Source organism: Aliiroseovarius sp. xm-d-517 (assembly GCF_013283135.1).
Taxonomy (GTDB): domain Bacteria; phylum Pseudomonadota; class Alphaproteobacteria; order Rhodobacterales; family Rhodobacteraceae; genus Aliiroseovarius; species Aliiroseovarius crassostreae.
Map to the genome: position 1 here is coordinate 2723525 of NZ_WBXT01000001.1, position 19982 is coordinate 2743506.

19 protein-coding genes are annotated in these 19982 nt (G+C 60.4%); 13 read left to right on the plus strand and 6 right to left on the minus strand.

Annotated features, from left to right (window positions below):
• Positions 1-4: 4 nt before the first annotated feature.
• The gene (locus tag XMD517_RS13000) at positions 5-499 is read right to left on the minus strand and encodes a dual specificity protein phosphatase family protein (RefSeq protein ID WP_173488046.1); all 495 of its coding nucleotides are present in this window, start codon (positions 497-499) and stop codon (positions 5-7) included.
• 146 nt (positions 500-645) lie between these two features.
• Between XMD517_RS13000 and XMD517_RS13005 the strand changes: the two genes are divergently transcribed.
• The 4 genes from XMD517_RS13005 to recR all read left to right on the plus strand — a co-directional run bounded on the left by XMD517_RS13005 (position 646) and on the right by recR (position 3915).
• The gene (locus XMD517_RS13005) at positions 646-1023 is read left to right on the plus strand and encodes a YidH family protein (protein WP_173484899.1); all 378 of its coding nucleotides are present in this window, start codon (positions 646-648) and stop codon (positions 1021-1023) included.
• Between the two features lie 84 nt (positions 1024-1107).
• Complete coding sequence (locus tag XMD517_RS13010; protein WP_173484900.1) at positions 1108-2892, plus strand: DNA polymerase III subunit gamma/tau; 1785 nt, start codon at positions 1108-1110, stop codon at positions 2890-2892.
• Positions 2893-2958: 66 nt separating this feature from the next.
• Entirely contained in the window at positions 2959-3303 is a 345-nt protein-coding gene (locus XMD517_RS13015; protein WP_055187468.1) for a YbaB/EbfC family nucleoid-associated protein, read from the plus strand.
• 15 nt (positions 3304-3318) lie between these two features.
• Positions 3319-3915 carry a recombination mediator RecR gene (gene recR / locus XMD517_RS13020; protein WP_055187469.1) on the plus strand — a complete coding sequence of 199 codons (597 nt, stop codon included), beginning with the start codon at positions 3319-3321 and terminating at the stop codon, positions 3913-3915.
• A gap of 452 nt (positions 3916-4367) precedes the next feature.
• Here recR and XMD517_RS13025 read toward each other — a convergent pair whose 3' ends face one another.
• From XMD517_RS13025 to argH, 3 genes are all read right to left on the minus strand, one after another.
• Positions 4368-6899, minus strand: a complete 2532-nt coding sequence (locus tag XMD517_RS13025) for a DUF4175 domain-containing protein (RefSeq protein WP_173484901.1) — start codon at positions 6897-6899, stop codon at positions 4368-4370.
• A 15-nt stretch (positions 6900-6914) separates the two neighbouring features.
• Positions 6915-8180 (minus strand): diaminopimelate decarboxylase, encoded by a 1266-nt coding sequence (lysA, locus tag XMD517_RS13030; protein ID WP_173484902.1) that lies wholly within the window; start codon positions 8178-8180, stop codon positions 6915-6917.
• Positions 8181-8475: 295 nt separating this feature from the next.
• Positions 8476-9870, minus strand: a complete 1395-nt coding sequence (argH, locus tag XMD517_RS13035; RefSeq protein ID WP_254449774.1) for an argininosuccinate lyase — start codon at positions 9868-9870, stop codon at positions 8476-8478.
• Positions 9871-9892: 22 nt separating this feature from the next.
• Here argH and XMD517_RS13040 point away from each other — a divergent pair, with 22 nt between their 5' ends.
• The 4 genes from XMD517_RS13040 to XMD517_RS13055 all read left to right on the plus strand — a co-directional run bounded on the left by XMD517_RS13040 (position 9893) and on the right by XMD517_RS13055 (position 13584).
• Entirely contained in the window at positions 9893-10480 is a 588-nt protein-coding gene (locus XMD517_RS13040; RefSeq protein ID WP_173484903.1) for a TlpA disulfide reductase family protein, read from the plus strand.
• A gap of 435 nt (positions 10481-10915) precedes the next feature.
• Positions 10916-11308, plus strand: a complete 393-nt coding sequence (locus tag XMD517_RS13045) for a hypothetical protein (RefSeq protein WP_173484904.1) — start codon at positions 10916-10918, stop codon at positions 11306-11308.
• Complete coding sequence (locus XMD517_RS13050) at positions 11308-12246, plus strand: sterol desaturase family protein (protein WP_217360408.1); 939 nt, start codon at positions 11308-11310, stop codon at positions 12244-12246. Before XMD517_RS13045 ends, XMD517_RS13050 begins: the two co-directional genes overlap by 1 nt.
• A 153-nt stretch (positions 12247-12399) precedes the next feature.
• The gene (locus XMD517_RS13055) at positions 12400-13584 is read left to right on the plus strand and encodes a lytic murein transglycosylase (RefSeq protein WP_173488047.1); all 1185 of its coding nucleotides are present in this window, start codon (positions 12400-12402) and stop codon (positions 13582-13584) included.
• Here the strand turns inward: XMD517_RS13055 and XMD517_RS13060 are convergent.
• Positions 13581-14162, minus strand: coding sequence for a DNA-3-methyladenine glycosylase I (locus tag XMD517_RS13060; protein ID WP_173484906.1), 582 nt, complete (start codon positions 14160-14162; stop codon positions 13581-13583). The genes XMD517_RS13055 and XMD517_RS13060 overlap by 4 nt on opposite strands.
• 164 nt (positions 14163-14326) lie before the next feature.
• On the opposite strand from XMD517_RS13060, the gene XMD517_RS13065 reads away from it, so the two are divergent.
• The 5 genes from XMD517_RS13065 (at position 14327) to XMD517_RS13085 (ending at position 19724) form a co-directional block, all read left to right on the plus strand.
• A complete protein-coding gene (locus XMD517_RS13065) occupies positions 14327-15139 on the plus strand; it encodes an EAL domain-containing protein (protein WP_173484907.1) in 813 nt (270 codons plus the stop codon).
• 278 nt (positions 15140-15417) lie between these two features.
• Entirely contained in the window at positions 15418-16596 is a 1179-nt protein-coding gene (locus tag XMD517_RS13070; protein WP_055190408.1) for an acetyl-CoA C-acetyltransferase, read from the plus strand.
• Between the two features lie 339 nt (positions 16597-16935).
• Positions 16936-17658 (plus strand): acetoacetyl-CoA reductase, encoded by a 723-nt coding sequence (gene phbB / locus XMD517_RS13075; RefSeq protein WP_173484908.1) that lies wholly within the window; start codon positions 16936-16938, stop codon positions 17656-17658.
• A gap of 267 nt (positions 17659-17925) precedes the next feature.
• A complete protein-coding gene (gene gcvA / locus XMD517_RS13080; protein ID WP_173484909.1) occupies positions 17926-18867 on the plus strand; it encodes a transcriptional regulator GcvA in 942 nt (313 codons plus the stop codon).
• Positions 18864-19724 (plus strand): DMT family transporter, encoded by an 861-nt coding sequence (locus tag XMD517_RS13085; protein WP_173484910.1) that lies wholly within the window; start codon positions 18864-18866, stop codon positions 19722-19724. Before gcvA ends, XMD517_RS13085 begins: the two co-directional genes overlap by 4 nt.
• A gap of 87 nt (positions 19725-19811) precedes the next feature.
• On the opposite strand, the gene XMD517_RS13090 is transcribed toward XMD517_RS13085, so the two are convergent.
• Complete coding sequence (locus XMD517_RS13090) at positions 19812-19979, minus strand: YdcH family protein (RefSeq protein ID WP_074963795.1); 168 nt, start codon at positions 19977-19979, stop codon at positions 19812-19814.
• Between the last annotated feature and the right edge of the window lie 3 nt (positions 19980-19982).

Sequence of the window (19982 nt, forward strand, 5' to 3'; positions counted from 1 at the left end):
CGCTTTAGATGCGATCTGACGCAGGCGCGGCGGCCCAATCCTGCTGCGCCTGTGTCTCAACCGCACAGGGGCGGGCGTCGCGCAGGCGCGCCAGCGCCGCTTCGGGATCTTCCCCCAACTCAACCATCAACCGCATCACCGTCATGCCCGACCGGCCACAGCCGCCCCGGCAATGGGCCAGCACCTTGCCGCCTTGGCGCAGGATCGCCAGCGCCAGCATGGACACTTCCGGCCAGGTCAGCTCCACATCCGCGTCGGGTGCGCCGAAATCCGTGATCGGCAGCGCATACCAACTGATCCCCCCATCCTGCAGGTCGTCGCCCAGCGTGTTCGCGCCAACCGTGACAAGCTCGGCCTCTTCGGTCATGGTCAGCACCAGATCCGGCGACCAGTCGATGATCGTGTTCAGATCATCCGCATAGGGCGACAGCAGCCCCGGCATGGGGCAGATCCCAACCTGTCCTGCGGCTGCACTCAACGCGTAGATTTCAAATGCCATGGAGGGTGCCCTTTTCGAATATAGTGTGGCCGCATCAGCGGCTTCGCCGGGATAGCATCTGACGTCGCGATGTTCCACAACCGAACGCTGACCACCCGGCGGAATAGGGGTTCACATCCGCAGGGCAGGGTGACTATTCTTCCCTCATGCCCGACAGGACCGATACCGACAACCAATCAAAAGCAGAAACGCGCACCCGCTGGGCGGAAGACCGCACAATCATGGCCAATGAACGCACGTTTTCGGCCTGGATGGGCACGGGTCTGGGTGCCGTTGGGGTGGCCATCGGACTGAAAGCCGTGTTTGGCGATTTTGATCCGACCTGGGCTGCGAAACTGGTGGCCAGTATGTTTCTGTGCATCGCAGTGGTGATCTATTGGGCGGCGCAACGGCAGGCGTGCAAGACATTGCAGCGCCTATCGGAAAATGATGCCGAGACCATGCCCACCAAATCCTTCACCCGTCTGGCCCTGCTGATGTCGCTGGTGACAGTTGCGGTGGGTGGGGTCCTCTGGGCGCTCTGAGGTGATTTTTGCATCTGCTGTAGACCTCGCCTGCACGGGGGCTTAGGCTCTGCATGACACCACGAATCCCGACAAAGGCTGACGATGAGCGACACCCTGACCGACACCGCCGAGCCACGCAAAGCCTATCAGGTGCTTGCCCGCAAATACCGCCCCGAAACCTTTGCCGATCTTGTCGGGCAGGGGGCGATGGTGCGCACGCTGAAAAATGCCTTTGAAAGTGACCGGATTGCGCAGGCCTTCGTGATGACCGGCATTCGCGGCGTGGGCAAGACCACCACTGCGCGCATCATCGCAAAGGGGATGAACTGTATCGGCCCTGACGGCACTGGCGGCCCGACAGTGGAACCCTGCGGCAAGTGCGAACATTGCGTGGCGATTGCCGAAGGGCGCCATGTGGATGTGATGGAGATGGACGCGGCCTCTCGCACCGGGGTGGGGGATATTCGCGAAATCATCGAAAGTGTGCATTACCGGGCGGCCTCGGCCCGCTACAAGATCTATATCATCGATGAGGTTCACATGCTCTCGACCAGCGCGTTCAACGCGCTGCTCAAAACGCTTGAGGAACCGCCGGCCCATGTGAAATTCATTTTTGCCACCACCGAAATTCGCAAAGTGCCGGTCACGGTGCTGTCGCGCTGCCAGCGGTTTGACCTGCGTCGGATCGAACCCGAGGATATGATGGCGATGCTGAAACGCATTGCCACGGCGGAAGGGGCCGAGATTGCCGAAGATGCGCTGGCGCTGATCACCCGCGCGGCCGAAGGGTCTGCCCGTGACGCCCAGTCACTTCTGGATCAGGCGATTTCGCACGGGGCAGGGGAAACCACCGCTGATCAGGTCCGCGCCATGCTGGGGCTTGCGGATCGTGGCCGGGTGCTCGACCTGTTTGACCTGATCATGCGCGGGGACGCGGCAGGCGCGCTTTGGGAAATCGGGTCGCAATATTCCGATGGGGCTGACCCGATGGCGGTGCTGCGGGACCTGGCGGAAGTGGCCCATTGGGTCAGTGTGATCAAGATCACACCCGAAGCCGCCGAAGACCCCACCGTGTCGCCGGACGAACGCACCCGTGGTCAGGCCATGGCTGAAAAACTGCCGATGCGCGTGCTGGCGCGCATGTGGCAGATGCTGCTGACCGCGCTGGAAGAGGTGGGCAATGCCCCCAACGCGATGATGGCTGCTGAAATGGCGGTGATCCGCATGACCCATGTGGCGGATTTGCCGACACCGGAAGAGTTGGTGCGCAAGCTGAAAGATGCGCCTCCTCCCCCGACACCGTCCGGTGGTGGCGGTGGCGGCGCCCCGGTATCGCATGGCAATGGTGGCGCGAATGCGCAGGGGGGATTTGCCCCCAATGGTTCCGGCGCACCTTCTGGGCCGGGCGGCCCCACCGCCCTTGCCGTCGCGCATGCCCCCGAAAGCGCCCTTGCGGAATACGCCCGGTTCGAAGATGTTCTGCAGCTCATCCATCATCACCGCGACGGGCTGTTGAAGGTGCAGGTCGAGGAATATGTCCGTCTGGCGTCGTATCAGCCGGGGCGGATCGAGTTTACCCCCACCGAGGACGCCCCAAAGGACCTCGCGGCGCGGCTGGCGCAGCGCCTGCAGGGCTGGACCGGGGTGCGCTGGGGGGTGACGCTGGTCAATGGCTGCGAAGAACCCACGATTTACGAGGTGCGAAACCGCGAAAAGCTTGCCTTGCAAGAAGAAGCGGAAGCCCACCCTCTGGTTCGAGCAGTCAAATTGGCCTTTCCCAAAGCGACAATAAAAAAAGTCCGGTCCAATGCTGACCTTGCGCAGGAGGCGGCCACCGAGGCTCTTCAGGAGGTCGAGGACGAGTGGGACCCGTTCGAGGAGGCGTAACCTATCCTTGTATCCCAGCCGCCCGGCCCGTATCTAAGACCGAAGCTGAATTGTAAGGAGCATCAGATGTTCAAAGGACTGGGTGGGCTCGGCGATATGGCCGGGATGATGAAAAAGGCACAGGAAATGCAGACCCGCATGGCGGAGCTGCAGGAGAGCCTGGAAACCATGACCGTGGTGGGCGAAAGCGGCGCTGGGCTGGTCAAGGCCACGGCCACGGCAAAAGGGGTGCTGACCGGGCTGGACATCGATCCGACCATCTTCAACCCGGATGAAAAAGAAGTGGTTGAGGATCTGATCCTCGCGGCCATCAAGGATGCTCAGTCAAAGGCGCAGGAACGGTCTGCACGCGAAATGGCTCAGCTGACCGAAAGCCTTGGCCTGCCCAAGGACATGAACCTGCCGTTCTGAACGGTAGCCCTTTCCATGACAGACGCACCGCGCGACATTGAAAACCTGATCGAGCTGATGGCCAAGCTGCCCGGGCTCGGTCCGCGCTCGGCCAGACGCGCGGTGCTGCACCTGATCCGGAAACGCGCCCTTGTGCTGACCCCCCTGGCCGACGCGATGCTTGCGGTCGCGGAAACGGCACGCGAATGCGTGACCTGCGGCAATGTCTCAACCTCAGACCGCTGCGCGATCTGCACGTCCCCCAAACGCGCCACCGGAGAGATCTGTGTGGTCGAGGATGTGGCGGACCTTTGGGCGATGGAGCGGGCGGAAATCTTTACCGGTCGCTACCATGTGCTCGGGGGCACCTTGTCGGCACTTGATGCGGTGGGGCCGGAGGATCTGGGGATCCCGCGTCTGGTCCGCCGTGTGATCGAAGAAGATGTTCAGGAAGTGATCCTGGCCCTAAACGCCACCGTCGATGGCCAGACCACCGCGCATTATATCGCGGAAGAACTGGAAGGGCGCTGTATCGTGTCCTCGCTTGCGCAGGGGGTGCCCGTGGGGGGCGAGCTTGATTATCTTGATGAAGGCACCATCTCAGCCGCGCTCACCGCCCGCAAACGCATGTAGCGCGCCTGAAAAAGGACCTCGCCCTCGCTCGGGCAGGTATTGCGCCGTATCGAAGCTCCAATGGACGCGGTTCGGGAGATACCCAAGGCACATGTCCGCCCCGATCTGCCCACCAAGCAGAGATCGCTTTGGGGTCACAAGCTAAGGCTGGAAAAACCGAACCGCTTCAGGGGCGCCGCCCCTCGCGGCTTTGCCGCTCACCCCGGGATATTGAACACCAGAAAAGGGGGGGGGGCTGCATTTCAGGGCATTGGTCATTCGCAATGAGGTGAAGAGGTACGGTCATGAACGGATGCCTGACCGCTGGTAGGCGATCATATTTGCAAGCCGTACCCCGGCCTGATCCCGAAACGCTTTAATTATCCGTTATTTTCTTGTCAGAAATATCCCGGGGTGAGGCCGAATGGCCGAGGGGCAGAGCCCCTTTCCTCTGGCTGCGGTCAGTGCGCAGGTCAGAACTGGTCAAGCAGGCGTTCAAAGTAATCCCGCTCCGGCTTTGGTCGGTTGGTCTCACCGGCGCGATTGCGCAACTCTTCTGTCAATTCCTGTGCGCGTTTTCGCATGTCCTCTTCACTGGTAAATCCCCCATCCGAGGGCCCCCTTCCCAGTTGGTTGCCGGTGGCGCGTCCAAGCGGGTCACGCGCATTGGGGTTGGTGCTCTCCTGTCCGGTTTGCCCCTGTTGCCCATCGCGCCCGGCCTGAGTGCTGTCCATCGCCTCGTCAAAACGGCGCAGTCCTTCCCGCAGGGCTTCCATCGCTTCGGCCTGACGATCAAGTGCTGCGCTGTTGTCGCCCTGTTCCAAAGCATCTGCCGCCTGATCCATTGCGCGCCCGGCTTGGTCCAGGGCATCCCGCGCGGCATTGCCGGCTTCGCTGCCAGCCCCGGGCAGGGCGCGGCGCTGTGCGTCCAGCTCCTGTTCAAGGCTGCGTTGTCTCTGGGACAGAGATCTGTTTTCAGCGCCCTCGGCCCCCTGTGGCCGGCCTTGCCTTTCTGCGCCTTCCGGTGAACTTTCGCCACTATGGGCCTGTCCGCGTCCCAGCTGGCCATCTCGTCCGGTATTGCCCTGGGATTCGCCCAGCTCATTTCCCTCGCCACCCTGTTCCTGAAGTTCACGGAAAGCCTCATCCGACAGACCTTGCTGTTGGCGCAGCGTGTCTGCCAGCCCGTCGCGCGCGCGCTGGTTGGCCCGTTCGCCCTGACCACGGGCCACTTGCATATTCTCCATCATTCGGTTGAGAGCATCGAGCATTTCCATGGCCTCGGCAAAACGCCCTTCCTGCATCAGCTCGTCGATCTGATCCATCATGGCGTCCAGATCCGCGAAACTTAGCTCCAGCAGGTCGCCGTCGGGCATGGGGGGCAATTCATCTTGTGGTATCTGGGCAAGGCGATCCAAATAGTCCTGAGTGGCGCGGCGCAGCTCGTCCATCAATTCGGCAAGCTCCTCGGGCGTGGCGCCATCACGCATGGCTTGCTGCAGCCGCTCCTGGGCGCGTAGCATCCGGTCTCGGGCGCTGTCAGCACCGTCTTCTTCGATCTTGATTGCGATCTCCCAAAGGGTGCTGGCCAACCGCTCCTGCGCCTCGGCGTTCATACCGGTGGCAAGGGCGCCCTCCAGGTCGCGGATTGCCGCCCGCAGCGCGAGGTAGCTACCATCCGGCAGGTCCAGATCTTCGGGACGGTGGAGTATTGCCCGCAACATCTGTGCCACTCGCGGACCCCCTGCGCGTGCCCAGAGCAGATCACGCCGCATCTCGATCACGGCGCGCGCTTCGGGGGTGAAAAATCGCCTTGCGGGTAAGGTCATGTGCAGCGGATCCGATCTGCCTGTCTGGCCGATGGCGTCGAATGCGCTCAACGTGACGGTGACCGGAAGGCCGGCCCATGGGTGCTGGGCGAGATCTTCGGTCCAGAGGCCCTGCAACTGCCGGGGGTCGGCGCGATAGGGGCGTGGCAGATCAAGGATTTCAGCCACCCGCGGATCGGGATCGAGGGACAGGCCATAGCGGCGTTCAACCGCATTCAACGCGAGCTCCAACCGTGCCTGCCCGGCGGTCACGCCATAGTCATCACCCGCGCGGTAGCCCAATTTGAACGTCCCTGAAGTCACGCGGGTCACTGCTCCGTCCGTGCGAATGCTGGGGGGCACATCGCCAATGGCGGTGAAGCGCCAGGCCGGTGTGGTCTTCGCCCCCCGGACATGGATGGAGAGCGTGCTGTTTTCGGTGATCTCTGCCTGCAGCCCATCCTCCTGCGCGCCTCGAAGCAGATCCCCTCCAAGCGTGATCCTCCCATCTTCCTGCCCGTAGAGCCGGAGGGTCAGGCGGCTGCCCGCGGGCACGGGTAACGGGCCGGGCGGTTGGTCGTTCAGGTAGAGGCTGGGCTGGCCCGTGTAGGCCGGGGGTTCGATCCAGCCTTCCCATGAGGCTGTCGGTTCGCATTCCGGGCAATCCGCCTGCGACATCCCCATCCCGTTTGGTGCGTCCACAAATCCCAATGCCATCACGCAGCCGAGGGCAGCAATCAGGCGCAGTGCAAAGGGATCGCGCTCGGCAATGCGCAGATTGGGCCATGGCGCGCGCGCAGTGCGGGCCAATTGGATCATCCGGCCCTGATGGGCATGCCAGAGGATTTGAGAGGTCTCTGTTGTCTCCAGCGCGGGCATGTCGCGCAGGGTCGCAAGGGCGGCATGGGGCAGGGTACTGTCCAGCCGCGCTTCGGCCTCAGGATCGGATGGGGGGTGGAACCTGCGGATCCCCCAGACCAGCGCGATCAGAAAACTCACCCCAAGCGCGGCAAATCCGACCGATCCAAACCCAACAAACCGTGCCCAGGTCACGGCGGCCATCACCACTGTCGCCAAAGGCCAGAACGCGCGCCAGCCCCGCTCTGCCCCGATCGCGGCCTTTGTCAGACGCAAAGGCCAACGTAGCTGGCGGGCCAGCTCGGGCGGGAGAGGGTGTCGGGCCCCGTTGCGTGCCATGTCACCTCATTTTGGTCAGATCCATTCCGGTATCGTATCGCGGGCAAGCATTTCTTCATAGGTGGGGCGGGCGCGAATAACGGAAAATTGCTCACCCGAGACCAGAACTTCGGGGATCAGCGGGCGAGAGTTATACTCCGATGCCATCACCGCGCCATAGGCACCGGCCGAACGGAACGCAATCAGGTCATCCGATTTCAGCGGCGCCATATTGCGTTCCTTCGCAAAGGTATCGCCGGTTTCGCAGATCGGACCGACAATGTCATAACCGGTCTGTTCAAGGCCCGGTTCGGCCTCGATCACCGGGATGATGTCGTGATGCGCCTCATACATGGCTGGACGCACAAGGTCGTTCATCGCCGCATCCACAATCAGGAAATCGCGACCTTCGCCTTCTTTCACATAGATCACGGAACTGATCATCAACCCCGCATTGCCCGATACCAGCCGGCCCGGCTCAATCTCGATCTCACAGCCCAGATGCCCCACGGTTTCGCGCACCATCTGACCATATTCGAGCGGCAGCGGCGGGGCCGAGTTCGACCGCTCATACGGAATGCCCAGTCCGCCCCCTAGATCCAGACGCGTGATGTCATGCCCGTCCGCGCGCAACGCCTCCGTCAGCTCTGCCACTTTCTGATAGGCCAGCCGGAACGGCTCCAGCTCGGTCAGCTGGCTGCCGATATGCACGTCAATGCCAACCACCTTGAGGCCCGGTAGCTTGGCAAGCTCGGCATAAACCTCACGCGCCCGCGCAATCGGAATGCCAAATTTGTTTTCGGATTTCCCGGTCGAGATCTTCGCATGGGTCTTTGCGTCCACATCCGGGTTCACCCGCACTGCAACCGGGGCTTCAACGCCCATCTCAGAAGCCACCTCGGACAGCGCGCGGTATTCCGGCTCGCTCTCCAGGTTGAACTGGCGAATATTGTGGCTCAGCGCCAGACGCATTTCGTCTTTGGTTTTGCCAACGCCCGAGAATACAATCCGCTCCCCCGGCACACCCGCAGCAATCGCCCGGCGAAACTCGCCGCCCGATACCACGTCCATTCCCGCGCCCATACCCCCCAGCAATTTCAGCACCGCGAGGTTCGAATTCGACTTCACCGCAAAACAGACCAGATGATCCGCCCACCCCAGGGCTTCATTGAAAAGCGAAATATGCCGCTTCAGCGTCGCCGCCGAATAAACGTAAAACGGCGTGCCCACCTGGGCCGCAATTTCGGGAATGGCAACATCTTCGGCGTGCAATACGCCCTCGCGGTAAAGGAAATGATCCACGTCTCAAGCCTGTCCTTGTTGGTCTTTGCGCTCCTACTGCCCTAAAGGAAGCGCGCCGCCCGTTCAATCCTCATAGATAGGCTTTTCCTCTTGCCACAAATATCCCGGAGCGCGAGGCAGCGCCTCGCAAAAAGAAAACGCCGACCGAAACGATGAATGTCTGGCCAGCGTTTGTAATATTATTGGGGCTGAATTTACCGCGCCGCCACGTCTTCGGGCGACCCGGGGCGGATCGGCTCTCCATCCGCGCCACAGCCCGCCAGTCCCAAAAGGACCAGAACCAACGCTACCCGGATCATGCCAGCTTCTCTTGCCAGCGGGCGATCTGCCGGCGCACTTCCGACGGGGCCGTGCCACCGTAAGAGGTGCGCGATGCGACCGAATTGTGCACACCCAGCACGTCAAATACGTCCTTGGTGATCGCCTCATGCACCGATTGCATCTCTTCCAGCGTGAGGTCCGGCAGGTCACACCCCTTGCCTTCGGCCATCGCCACCAGCGATCCGGTCACATGATGTGCGTCCCGGAACGGCATATTGAGCGCGCGCACCAGCCAGTCGGCCAGATCCGTCGCGGTTGAAAAGCCAGATGCCGCTGCGGTTTCAAGATTTTCACGCTGCCCTTCCATGTCGCTGACCATGCCGGTCATGGCGGCCAAGCCCAGCATCAGGTTGTCGGCGGCGTCAAACACCTGCTCCTTGTCTTCCTGCATGTCCTTGGAATAGGCCAGCGGCAGGCCCTTCATTACGGTCATCAGACCCACCGAGGCCCCCATGATCCGACCAATCTTGGCCCGCAGCAGTTCCGCCGCATCCGGGTTGCGCTTTTGCGGCATGATCGACGATCCGGTCGACCATTTGTCCGACATGCGCACGAAACGGAACTGTGCCGAGGACCAGATCACCAGCTCTTCGGCCAAGCGGCTGAGATGCATCGCGGTCAGGGTCGCAGCAGACAGGAACTCCAGCGCAAAATCGCGATCCGCCACGGCGTCAAGCGAGTTGGCGGTGGGGCGATCAAAGCCAAGCGCCTCTGCTGTCATGTGACGGTCAATCGGGAACGAGGTGCCAGCGAGGGCCGCCGACCCCAGAGGGCATTCGTTCATCCGCTTGCGAGCGTCCTGAAAACGGGAGATATCGCGGCCAAACATCTCGACATAGGCCATCATGTGATGCCCCCAGGTCACAGGTTGCGCGGTTTGCAGATGGGTAAAGCCCGGCATGACCCAATCCGCGCCCATCTCCGCCTGCGACAGAAGGGCGCGCACCAGCGCGGTCAGGCCTTCGATGGCGGCGTCCATCTGGCCGCGCACCCACAGTTTGAAATCGGTGGCAACCTGGTCATTTCGGCTCCGGGCCGTGTGCAGACGGCCTGCGGGCTCCCCCACGATCTCTTTCAGGCGGGCTTCCACATTCATGTGGATGTCTTCCAGCGCGGTCGAAAACTGGAACGATCCGGTCTCGATCTCTGACAAGACGGTGAGAAGCCCTTCACGGATCGCCTCCGCATCGTTATCTGTAATCACGCCCGTGGCCGCCAACATGGCGGCATGGGCGCGCGAGCCATCGATATCCTGTCGGGCCATGCGCTGGTCATAGCCGATCGACGCGTTAATCGCTTCCATGATTGCGTCTGGACCGGCAGAAAACCGGCCGCCCCACATGGCGTTCGCTTGCTTGTCGTTACTCATGGTCTAGCCCTTCGGAGGTCACATGTCTGTCTTGCGTTCCGCCCTGCTATACGCGTCCATCGCCCTTGGTGCAAATGCCGCTTTCACCATTGGGGGAGCAAATGTGGCTTTGGCAGAGACGGATGTGGCAGCACTTGCCGAAATGCGTGAGGGTGAGATGAAGAAGCTGGTGTTTCACGCCACGCCAAAACCCGCAGGCACCGCGCCGTTTGCAGCCCCGGATGGCAGCGATCACACGCTTGACGAGTTTCGCGGCAAAATCACCGTCCTGAATTTCTGGGCCGTCTGGTGCGCGCCCTGCCGCAAGGAAATGCCGTCACTTGATGCGCTGGAACAGGCCCTGGGTGGGGAAAACTTCATGGTGCTGCCGATCGCCACCGGACGCAACAAACTGCCCGCGATCGAAAAGCTTTTTGCCGAAACCGGCGTGACAGCCTTGCCGATTTACACCGATCAATCCCAGACCCTGTCACGGCAAATGGGGGTGCTGGGGCTGCCGGTCACGGTTATCCTGAACCGCGATGGGGCCGAAATCGCCCGTCTGACCGGGGACGCGGACTGGAACTCGGACAGTGCCAAGGCCATCCTGCGCGCCCTGATCGAAGGGTAATCTCCCGCACTCTGCCCCCTCTGACGAGGAGGCGCCGTTTGGGCCGGGCCTCGCTTCGCTCGGCTCAGGCCCGAAGCTGTATGCATCAACGAATGAAGCGCATCTGATAGATCCGTCAGGGGCTTTGCCCCTCGCGAGACAAGCCCGCTCACCCCAGGATATTTCTCCCCAGAAAATGAGAGAAACGTCCCTCTTCTTCTTGCCCTAAATATTCTGGGGTGAGGACATCGTCCGAGGGGCAAAGCCCCTAAAAGGCTCACGAAGTGAGCCGCCCCCAAGCAAGGCCAAGCCTCTGCGAGGCGCGGGTTTTGCGCGGGAGGGCCTGGGCATTTTGCCTGTCTGGCTTGACCCTTGGACAGCGTTGACACAGGCCAGCTGCTTTCTCTTCAATGTGCTGAAGAAAGCCGGAGCACGGTGAATTTCAGGGAGGACACGATGCCGCTGGAGGTATTGGCATCCATCGTGGTGGTGGGGCTCGCACTGATTTACGTGATCATGAAGATCTGGAAGTTTGACCGCTGCCTGGTGCTTGCGAGCGAAGAGAGCGCGCGGGCTGAGTGGGAGGCGGACAACCCGACCGCGCCGGCCCTTGAGGTGATCGTGGCGGCCAGTGGACAATCTGCGTTGGTGCGGTCTCGGCGTGGCTGGGGCGTGCTGTGGGTGATGGGGCTTGATGCGGCCAGTCACGAGCTGAAAGGGGGCGTGCTGCATGACCATCCCGCTGGACTGCGGGTGCAACTGCCGGATTTTGCAGCGCCATCCGTCGTATTGCAACTGACGCAGGATGAAATTCCCGTCTGGCGTCAACAGATTGAAGGGGCATTCTGATGGCCGTTGCCTATCCTAATGTAACCGACTACGCCGTGCCGTTTTTTGTTGCGGCCATCGCGTTGGAGCTTGCGTGGATCTTCTTTAAAAAACGCGGCGGTCGCTATGAGGCGCAGGATGCGATGACCAGCCTGTTCATGGGGGTGGGGTCAGTCCTGTCGGGGATCCTTCTTGGGTTTCTCGCATTCGGGTTTTTCATGCTGTTGTGGCGGATCACACCGTTTGATCTGGGCACGGCCTGGTGGGTGGTGGTGATCTGCTTCGTGCTTGATGATCTGCGTTATTACTGGGTGCATCGGTTCGGGCATCGGATCCGCTGGGTCTGGGCCAGCCATGTGAACCACCATTCCAGCCAGCATTACAATCTGACAACGGCACTGCGTCAGACCTGGACCGGAACCTTCACTCTGATGATGGTGGTGCGTGCGCCATTGGTGCTGTTGGGGTTTCACCCGGCGATGATCCTGTTTGTCGGTGGCATCAACCTGATCTACCAGTTCTGGATCCATACCGAGGTGATCGACAAGATGCCGCGCTGGTTTGAAGCGGTCATGAACACCCCTAGTCATCACCGGGTGCATCACGGGCGCAATGCGCGTTATCTGGATGCGAACTATGCGGGCGTGTTCATTGTCTGGGACAGGATGTTTGGCACGTTTGTGCCGGAACAGGAGAGCGAGCCGGTGGATTACGGGCTGGTTCACAACCTCGGAACGTTCAACCCGATCCGAGTGGCCTTTCACGAATGGGTAGCAATCTTCAGGGATTGGATGCAGCCAGGCGTGACGTGGAAAGATCGCTGGAATTATGCCATCAAACCGCCGGGGTGGCGCCATGACGGCAAAGGGGGATCCACAGAGATGCTCAAGCGTCTGGATGTCAAACGGCACCCGGAAAAGGCAGGCACACCAGGGTTTGAGCCCTCAAGGATGCGCTGACCGGGCAGGGGCTTTGCCCCTCGCCTCTGCGAGGCTCACCCCAGGATATTTGCAACAAGGAAACAGGGCGGGCGAAAGCTCGCCTTTTCTTTTCCCGGGGATTGAGGAAGGGGGAGGCTGCTTTATGCTATGGGCATGGATCGGGAGAGTGTCATGGTTTCACGGCGGGTTGTTCTGACAGGTTTGGTGGCGATGTCTGCGTTGCCGCATGTTGCCGGGGCTGAGGCTGGGTTCCGGGCCTGGTTGTCCGGTTTCGGGAAGACCGCGCGTCGCGCCGGGATCAAATCCGCAACCCTGAAACAGCTCGATACTGTTGCCTATCTTCCCAAGGTGGTGGCCGCAGATCGCAAGCCTGCTGAGACGGCCAAGTCACTGGATTTCTATATTTCCTCTGCGGCGTCGGCCTCGCGGATCCGAACGGGAAAATCCATGGCGCGCCGATATTCCGGGCTGCTGGAGCAGCTGGAGCGGCGCTATGGCGTGTCGCGCTACGTGCTGTTGGCGATCTGGGGGATGGAAAGCAGCTATGGCGGATTTCGCGGCAATGTTCCCACGCTGTCGGCGCTGGCCTCTCTGGCCTATGAAGGGCGTCGGAGGGAGCGTTTCGAAGCGGAACTTCTGGCGGCTTTGGAGATCCTGCAGGCGGGGGATGTGACCCCGAAACGGCTGGTCGGCTCTTACGCGGGGGCGATGGGGCATACGCAATTCATGCCCAGCTCTTACCTTGAGCATGCGGTTGATTTTGATCGGAATGGGCGGCGGGATATCTGGGGCGATGATCCCACCGATGCGCTGGCCTCCACCGCGGCGTTCCTGGCTGCGAAAGGCTGGTCCAAAGGGCCGCGCTGGGGAGAGGAGGTTCGGCTTCCACAAGGGTTTGACCTGGCGCTGACCGGGCGGATTTTTCCACGTAAGCAGACCGCGTGGGCGCAGCTTGGGGTCACCCGGGCCAATGGCCGGAAACTGTCCGGAAAACGCGAGGGCGCCGTGATCCTGCCTGCTGGGCCAGAGGGGCCGGTTTTCATGATTTACCCGAATTTTCACATCATCAAGACGTATAATTATGCCGACAGCTACGCGATCAGTGTTGGCCATCTGGCGGATCGAATTGCGGGGGAGGGGGCATTTCTGACCCGTTCGTCTGACCGCCCCTGGGGGATGAGTTTGAAGGAGCGTGTTGATCTGCAAAACCTTTTGAATACAGCGGGTTATAATGCAGGTCGGGCCGATGGGGTGATTGGGGAAAAGGGCCGCGCCGCGATCAGGGCCTATGAAAAGGCACATGGGTTGCGCCAGACGGGGGTTCCCAGCCGCGCGCTCCTTGCGCGTCTGCGTTAGGGCTGCCCGTTAAGGTCCGTGTGACTGAGACCCGGGTAACGGTGACAATCCCTCGTGTGGTTCATGAACAGTCCGCAGGCCTCCATCCACGCATAGACAATGGTCGGGCCGCAGAACTTGAACCCGGCCTTTTTCAGATCCTTGGAAATCTGAGAGCTGAGCGCAGAGGAAGTCGGTACATCGGCCTGGGTGGCATAATGCCCCACAAGCGGGCGCCCATCCACATAGGCCCACATCATTTTGGAAAAGGCCTCTGCGCCGCCCAGATCCAGATAGGCCTGTGCATTGGTGATGGTGGCTGCGATCTTGCCGCGATGGCGGATGATGCCGGGGTCTGCCAAGAGGCGAGAGATGTCTTCCTCGTCCCAGGTCGCAATCTGTTCGGGATCAAACCCGGCAAAGGCGGCGCGGAAATTGTCGCGTTTCCTGAGGATGGTGATCCAGCTGAGACCTGCCTGAAACCCGTCGAGAATCAGCTTCTCCCACAGGGCGCGCCCGTCCCGTTCGGGCACCCCCCATTCCTGATCGTGATAGGTTTGATAAAGCGGATCCTCGCCGCACCAGGCGCATCTGTTCATTTTTCTCCCAATATCAAATACTTGTTCGGAAAGTTATCAATTTTCCTCAAAAGCTGCGTTTTACCTGTTGTTAGCGAGTTTGCCGACAAAATGACAGTGTTGGGATGTGGCGAGCAGCATTGCTGAGGGGCGGCTGGTGCCACGCAAATCGTGTTGGGGACGATATGAACAAGAAGGTTAAAAGCAGCCCGTTTGATATTGCGGTGCAAAAACGGCAAAGCGAGACGCTGGACATGGTGCGCATTGCGCTGGCGCACAAACAGGTGAAACTTGCCTTCCAGCCGGTGGTGCTGACGGCTCAGCCGGATCGTATGGCCTTTTATGAAGGGTTGCTGCGCGTTACCGATCAGCAGGGGCGTGTGATCCCGGCCAAGGATTTCATCGATGTGGTTGAAGAGACCGATATGGGGCGTCAGCTGGATGCCCTGGCAATTGAGCAGGGTCTGATGGCTTTGGCTGAGGAGCCCGGCCTGCGACTTTCAATCAACATGTCTGCAAATACGATAGGATATGCCCCTTGGAACGAAGCTTTGCTTGCGGGCCTGTCCAAAGATCCCACGCTGGCGGAACGTTTGATTATCGAAATCACCGAACGTACCGCGCTGTGCAAATCCGATGACCTGCTGGATTTCATGACCGAGATGCAGGGCAAGGGGATCAGCTTTGCCCTGGATGATTTCGGGGCCGGATATACCTCGTTCAAATACCTCAAGGATTTCTATTTCGACCTGCTCAAGATTGACGGGGAACTGATCCATGGCGTGCATAAGGACCCGGATGCGCAATTGCTGACCGAGGCGCTGCTGGATCTGGCCCATAAATTCGAAATGTTTGTTGTGGCAGAAAATGTCGAAACCTTCGAAGACGCAGAATATCTCAGCTCGATCGGGATGGATTGCATGCAGGGGTATTATTTTGGAGTGCCGACCCTGACCCCCTATTGGCGGGTCAATCAGATACTGGGAAAAACGGCCTGACATCCAGATGCCCCCTGCAAAACGGGTGGTGGTCTGAGGTCAGAGCGTGCTCCTGCGCTATGCTGAAAGTTGCGCTCATCGTGTTTTCTTAAACATATTATTTCTCACGCTTGATTTTTTCTGCAATGCAGCACAGGATGCCGGCACCGCAATCACGCGGATATGGGTTGGCCTGTCTTGGGGAGGGCGGTTGCCTCTGACCCGCATGTAGGAATTTGGAACGCAGGTGATCGAGGGCGGCAACAGCCAGGTCAACTTGCATCAGGTGGAGGAAGACCATGACCAATGTCGTAATCGTATCGGCCGCGCGCACCGCGGTTGGCAGTTTCTCGGGTGCGTTTGCCAATACGCCCGCCCATGATCTGGGCGCAACCGTGCTGGAAGCCGTGGTGGAACGGGCCGGTATTGAAAAATCCGAGGTGGATGAAACCATTCTGGGTCAGGTGCTTGCGGCCGGTCAGGGGCAGAACCCCGCTCGTCAGGCCCATATCAACGCGGGCCTTCCGCAGGAATCGGCTGCGTGGAGCATCAACCAGGTCTGTGGTTCGGGGCTGCGTTCGGTCGCACTCGCTGCGCAACACATTCAGTTGGGGGATGCCGGAATTGTCGCCGCGGGTGGTCAGGAAAACATGTCCTTGTCGACCCATGTGGCGCATCTGCGCGCCGGGCACAAAATGGGGGACATGAAATTCATCGATTCGATGATCAAGGATGGCCTCTGGGACGCGTTCAACGGCTATCACATGGGTCAAACCGCCGAGAATGTTGCAAATCAATGGCAGATTTCGCGTGATATGCAGGACGAATTTGCCGTGGCTTCGCAGAATAAGGCCGAAGCCGCTCAGAAAGCGGGCCGGTTTGCGGATGAGATCACCCCCTTCACCGTGAAAACCCGCAAAGGGGATATCGTGGTTGATAGCGATGAGTATATCCGTCACGGCGCCACGATCGAAGCGATGCAGAAACTGCGCCCTGCTTTCGTGCGTGACGGTGGCTCGGTGACGGCGGCCAACGCATCGGGCATCAATGATGGTGCGGCTGCCGTGTTGCTGATGTCGGCTGATGAGGCCGAGAAACGTGGGTTGGAGCCGCTGGCGCGCATCGCCTCTTACGCCACTGCCGGGCTGGACCCGTCGATCATGGGTGTCGGTCCGATTTTCGCCTCGCGCAAGGCGCTGGACAAGGCCGGCTGGGCCGTGGGCGATCTGGACTTGGTGGAAGCCAACGAAGCCTTTGCTGCGCAGGCCTGTGCCGTGAACAAGGACATGGGTTGGGATCCGTCGATCGTGAACGTGAACGGCGGCGCCATTGCAATTGGTCACCCGATCGGCGCGTCTGGTTGCCGTATCCTGAACACGCTGCTGTTTGAAATGAAGCGCCGCGACGCCAAAAAGGGTCTGGCGACCCTGTGCATCGGTGGCGGTATGGGTGTGGCCATGTGCCTTGAGCGCCCGTAACCGGTGACATGATATCCAAGAAAGGGGCGCCGATGGGCGCCCTTTTTTTGTGCCAGATTCTTGTGCCTGATATCTTGAGCCTGACGTAAGGTCCGGGCAGCTTTTGTCATCTCGCGTTTACAAGTCTCGTGCAGCTTGTGATTGATTCGCCAGCAAGAGTGTCATTTTGCGCTGGCAGCGTTCCAAACTGCCTGAAAACTGAGCAATTTGCGGGAAATCTTGCTGCAATTGCAGTTAAATAGCCGCAATGCAGAAATATCATCGCAATATTGTTGCTCTTCTGGGTTCCTGAGGGTAATAACATTACCAATAAGTGATGTCTATTTGGGAGATATGAACATGGCAAAAGTAGCACTTGTAACCGGCGGTTCGCGCGGCATCGGAGCTGCGATTTCAACAACTCTGAAAGCCGAAGGTTACGAGGTTGCCGCCACCTACGCGGGCAACGACGAAAAAGCCGCGGCCTTTACCGCAGAAACCGGCATCAAGACCTACAAGTGGAATGTCGGCAGCTATGAGGACAGCAAGGCAGGTCTGGCCCAGGTTGAGGCTGATCTTGGCCCGATCGACGTGGTGGTTGCCAATGCCGGGATCACCCGCGATGCACCGTTCCACAAGATGTCCCCTGAGCAATGGCAGGAAGTGATCGACACCAACCTGACCGGCGTGTTCAACACCGTGCACCCGCTCTGGCCGGGTATGCGCGAGCGGAAATATGGCCGCGTGATCGTGATCAGCTCGATCAATGGTCAGAAAGGTCAGTTTGGGCAGGTGAACTATGCTGCGACCAAGGCCGGGGACCTGGGGATCGTGAAATCCCTTGCGCAGGAAGGCGCGCGTTTTGGCATCACCGCAAATGCGATCTGCCCCGGTTATATCGGCACCGAAATGGTGATGGCCGTGCCAGAGAAGGTGCGGGAAGCCATTATTGGTCAGATCCCTGCCGGTCGCCTGGGGGAACCCGAAGAAATCGCCCGCTGCGTCGCCTTCCTGGCAGATGAGAAATCCGAGTTCATCAACGGCTCAACCATCTCGGCCAACGGGGCTCAGTTCTTCGTCTGATCAGCACGGACAGGATTGCAGAGCGGGTCGCGGTTTCGCGGCCCGTTTTTTTATGGCGTCGCGGAGTGGGCGCAGGGTGAACAGGGCGTGAAAGGCTTGTGCCCGCAGGATGTGGGCTTTGCGATAGTGGCGCTGCATCTCGGTGATATTGGCAGTTTCCAGCATTGGATCCTCTCAAGTTTTATTTGCTTCACATAAGATGGGTGGCCTGAAACTAAATAACAAACGAGACTTTTCAGGGTTTCGGTTAAGTGATATTGAACTGATATGTCTGATCGCCTTCCCCCGCTGACCGCCCTGCGCGCCTTTGATGCCGCCGCCCGCCACATGTCGTTTCAAAAGGCGGCGAGCGAGCTGCACGTGACGCCCGCCGCGCTTTCGTTCCAGATCAAGTCGCTGGAAGAACATCTCGGGGGGGCTTTGTTTTACAGGCTGAACCGCGCGGTTGAGCTGACCGAGGCAGGCAAGGCGCTGGCCCCCGGGGCGCAGGAAGGGTTTGAGACGCTGACCGCTGCCTGGCGGGCTGCGCGCCGCAGTCTGGAAACCAACGTGCTGACTGTGACGGCCGGGCCGGCGTTTACCTCGAAATGGCTGGCGCCGCGCATGTATGCTTTTGCCCAGTCCCACCCCGAGGTTGAGTTGCGTTTTGCGGCCAGTCTGCAGATGGTGGACCTGTCGCGGGATGAGGTCGATGTGGCCATTCGGTTTGGTTATGGCCCCGATGGCGGATTGTTTTCGCATCCCTTGTCAGAAGAGTGGATCACGCCGGTCATGACCCCGGAAATGGCGCAGCGTTACCCCACGCCGGAGGCGTTGTTGCAGGCCCCTCTGATCTCTGATCATTCGATTGATTTTTTGCAGCCGCGGTGCGACTGGGCGGCGTGGTTTCGGGCGGCGGGGATCGATGCCCAGCCGGGGCCGGCGCTCAGTTTCAACCAGGCTGATCATGCGCTGGATGCTGCGATGGCCGGGGCAGGTGTCGCGCTGGGGCGGCGGTTTTTCGTCTCGAAAGACCTGATGGAGGGGCGGCTGGTTGCGCCCTATGGCGTGGCAATTTCGACCCGCGCGCATTTCCGGTTTCTTTGTGCACTCGGACGAGAGACCCGCCCGGAAATCAAGGCGCTGCTGGACTGGATGCTGGAGGAAATCGAAAAAACGGCCCATGTGTCGGATGACATGACAATTTTGCCGGTCGAGGCGCTGACATGACCCGGTCTCGTGCCACGGCTGTGGGGTTCATTGCGGTGTTGCTGTGGGCTTTGCTGGCGCTGTTTACGGTGGGGTCTGCACCGGTCCCGCCCTTCCAGCTTGCAGCGCTCTGCTTCGCCATTGGTGGGGCATTGGGGGCGGTCTGGATCGGGGCGACGGGCGGGTTTTCTGTGCTGCGCGGCATCAGTTGGAAGGTCTACGGTTTCGGGACGCTGGGGCTGTTTGGCTATCATGCGCTATATTTCTCGGCGCTGCGGATGGCGCCGGCTGCCGAGGCGGGGTTGATTGCCTATCTCTGGCCGCTGATGATTGTCCTGTTTTCCGGTCTGCTGCCGGGAGAGCAGCTGCGCCCCATGCATATCCTTGGTGCCCTGGTGTCTTTTGTGGGGGCGGCGTTGATCGTTCTTGGGGGCGCGGCCGGGTTTTCCGCAGACCACCTTCCGGGATATGGGCTAGCATTTCTCTGCGCGCTGACCTGGTCAGGGTATTCGGTGCTGAGCCGCCGGTTGGGCAGCACCCCGACAGCCTCGGTTGTGGTGTTCTGTCTGATGACATCCCTGTTGGCAGGGATTGCGCATGTCCTGGTCGAAGAAACGGTCTGGCCGGTCGGGGCCATTGGCTGGTTGTCCGTTCTTGGGCTTGGCCTCGGTCCGGTGGGGCTTGCGTTTTATGTCTGGGATGTGGGGGTCAAGCAGGGGGATATTCAGCTGTTGGGCGTGGCATCCTATGGGGCGCCGCTTTTGTCCACTCTGGTGTTGATTCTGGCAGGGATTGCCGCGCCAAGTGCTGCACTTTTGCTTGCTGGTGTCCTGATCACGGCAGGGGCCGTGATGGCGGCGCGCGCCAGCACCAGATAGCAGCACTGACAGGATGGAGGTTGTCAGGCGATTGCGGGAAGGCGCGCGCGGAGTTTACGTCAGATCAGATCTGTTTGGGATGCCGGTTCAGGCGTTTTCCAGACGGGCAATCTCTTCCTTGATCTTCAGTTTCTGCTTTTTCAGTTCGGTGATCTCCTGGTCCGTGGTTCCGGGTGCGCGCTGTGCGGCTTCGACCTCGCCCTCCAGGGCCTGATGTTTGCGGCGCAACTCTTCCACATGCGAACTGACGCTCATGGC

Bases quoted from the DNA above. Each gene is read 5' to 3' on its own strand.
- XMD517_RS13000 (WP_173488046.1), bottom strand. From the start codon at position 499: ATGGCATTTGAAATCTACGCGTTGAGTGCAGCCGCAGGACAGGTTGGG.
- XMD517_RS13005 (WP_173484899.1), top strand. From the start codon at position 646: ATGCCCGACAGGACCGATACCGACAACCAATCAAAAGCAGAAACGCGC.
- XMD517_RS13010 (WP_173484900.1), top strand. From the start codon at position 1,108: ATGAGCGACACCCTGACCGACACCGCCGAGCCACGCAAAGCCTATCAG.
- XMD517_RS13015 (WP_055187468.1), top strand. From the start codon at position 2,959: ATGTTCAAAGGACTGGGTGGGCTCGGCGATATGGCCGGGATGATGAAA.
- recR (WP_055187469.1), top strand. From the start codon at position 3,319: ATGACAGACGCACCGCGCGACATTGAAAACCTGATCGAGCTGATGGCC.
- XMD517_RS13025 (WP_173484901.1), bottom strand. From the start codon at position 6,899: ATGGCACGCAACGGGGCCCGACACCCTCTCCCGCCCGAGCTGGCCCGC.
- argH (WP_254449774.1), bottom strand. From the start codon at position 9,870: ATGAGTAACGACAAGCAAGCGAACGCCATGTGGGGCGGCCGGTTTTCT.
- XMD517_RS13040 (WP_173484903.1), top strand. From the start codon at position 9,893: ATGTCTGTCTTGCGTTCCGCCCTGCTATACGCGTCCATCGCCCTTGGT.
- XMD517_RS13045 (WP_173484904.1), top strand. From the start codon at position 10,916: ATGCCGCTGGAGGTATTGGCATCCATCGTGGTGGTGGGGCTCGCACTG.
- XMD517_RS13050 (WP_217360408.1), top strand. From the start codon at position 11,308: ATGGCCGTTGCCTATCCTAATGTAACCGACTACGCCGTGCCGTTTTTT.
- XMD517_RS13055 (WP_173488047.1), top strand. From the start codon at position 12,400: ATGGTTTCACGGCGGGTTGTTCTGACAGGTTTGGTGGCGATGTCTGCG.
- XMD517_RS13060 (WP_173484906.1), bottom strand. From the start codon at position 14,162: ATGAACAGATGCGCCTGGTGCGGCGAGGATCCGCTTTATCAAACCTAT.
- XMD517_RS13065 (WP_173484907.1), top strand. From the start codon at position 14,327: ATGAACAAGAAGGTTAAAAGCAGCCCGTTTGATATTGCGGTGCAAAAA.
- XMD517_RS13070 (WP_055190408.1), top strand. From the start codon at position 15,418: ATGACCAATGTCGTAATCGTATCGGCCGCGCGCACCGCGGTTGGCAGT.
- phbB (WP_173484908.1), top strand. From the start codon at position 16,936: ATGGCAAAAGTAGCACTTGTAACCGGCGGTTCGCGCGGCATCGGAGCT.
- gcvA (WP_173484909.1), top strand. From the start codon at position 17,926: ATGTCTGATCGCCTTCCCCCGCTGACCGCCCTGCGCGCCTTTGATGCC.
- XMD517_RS13085 (WP_173484910.1), top strand. From the start codon at position 18,864: ATGACCCGGTCTCGTGCCACGGCTGTGGGGTTCATTGCGGTGTTGCTG.
- XMD517_RS13090 (WP_074963795.1), bottom strand. From the start codon at position 19,979: ATGAGCGTCAGTTCGCATGTGGAAGAGTTGCGCCGCAAACATCAGGCC.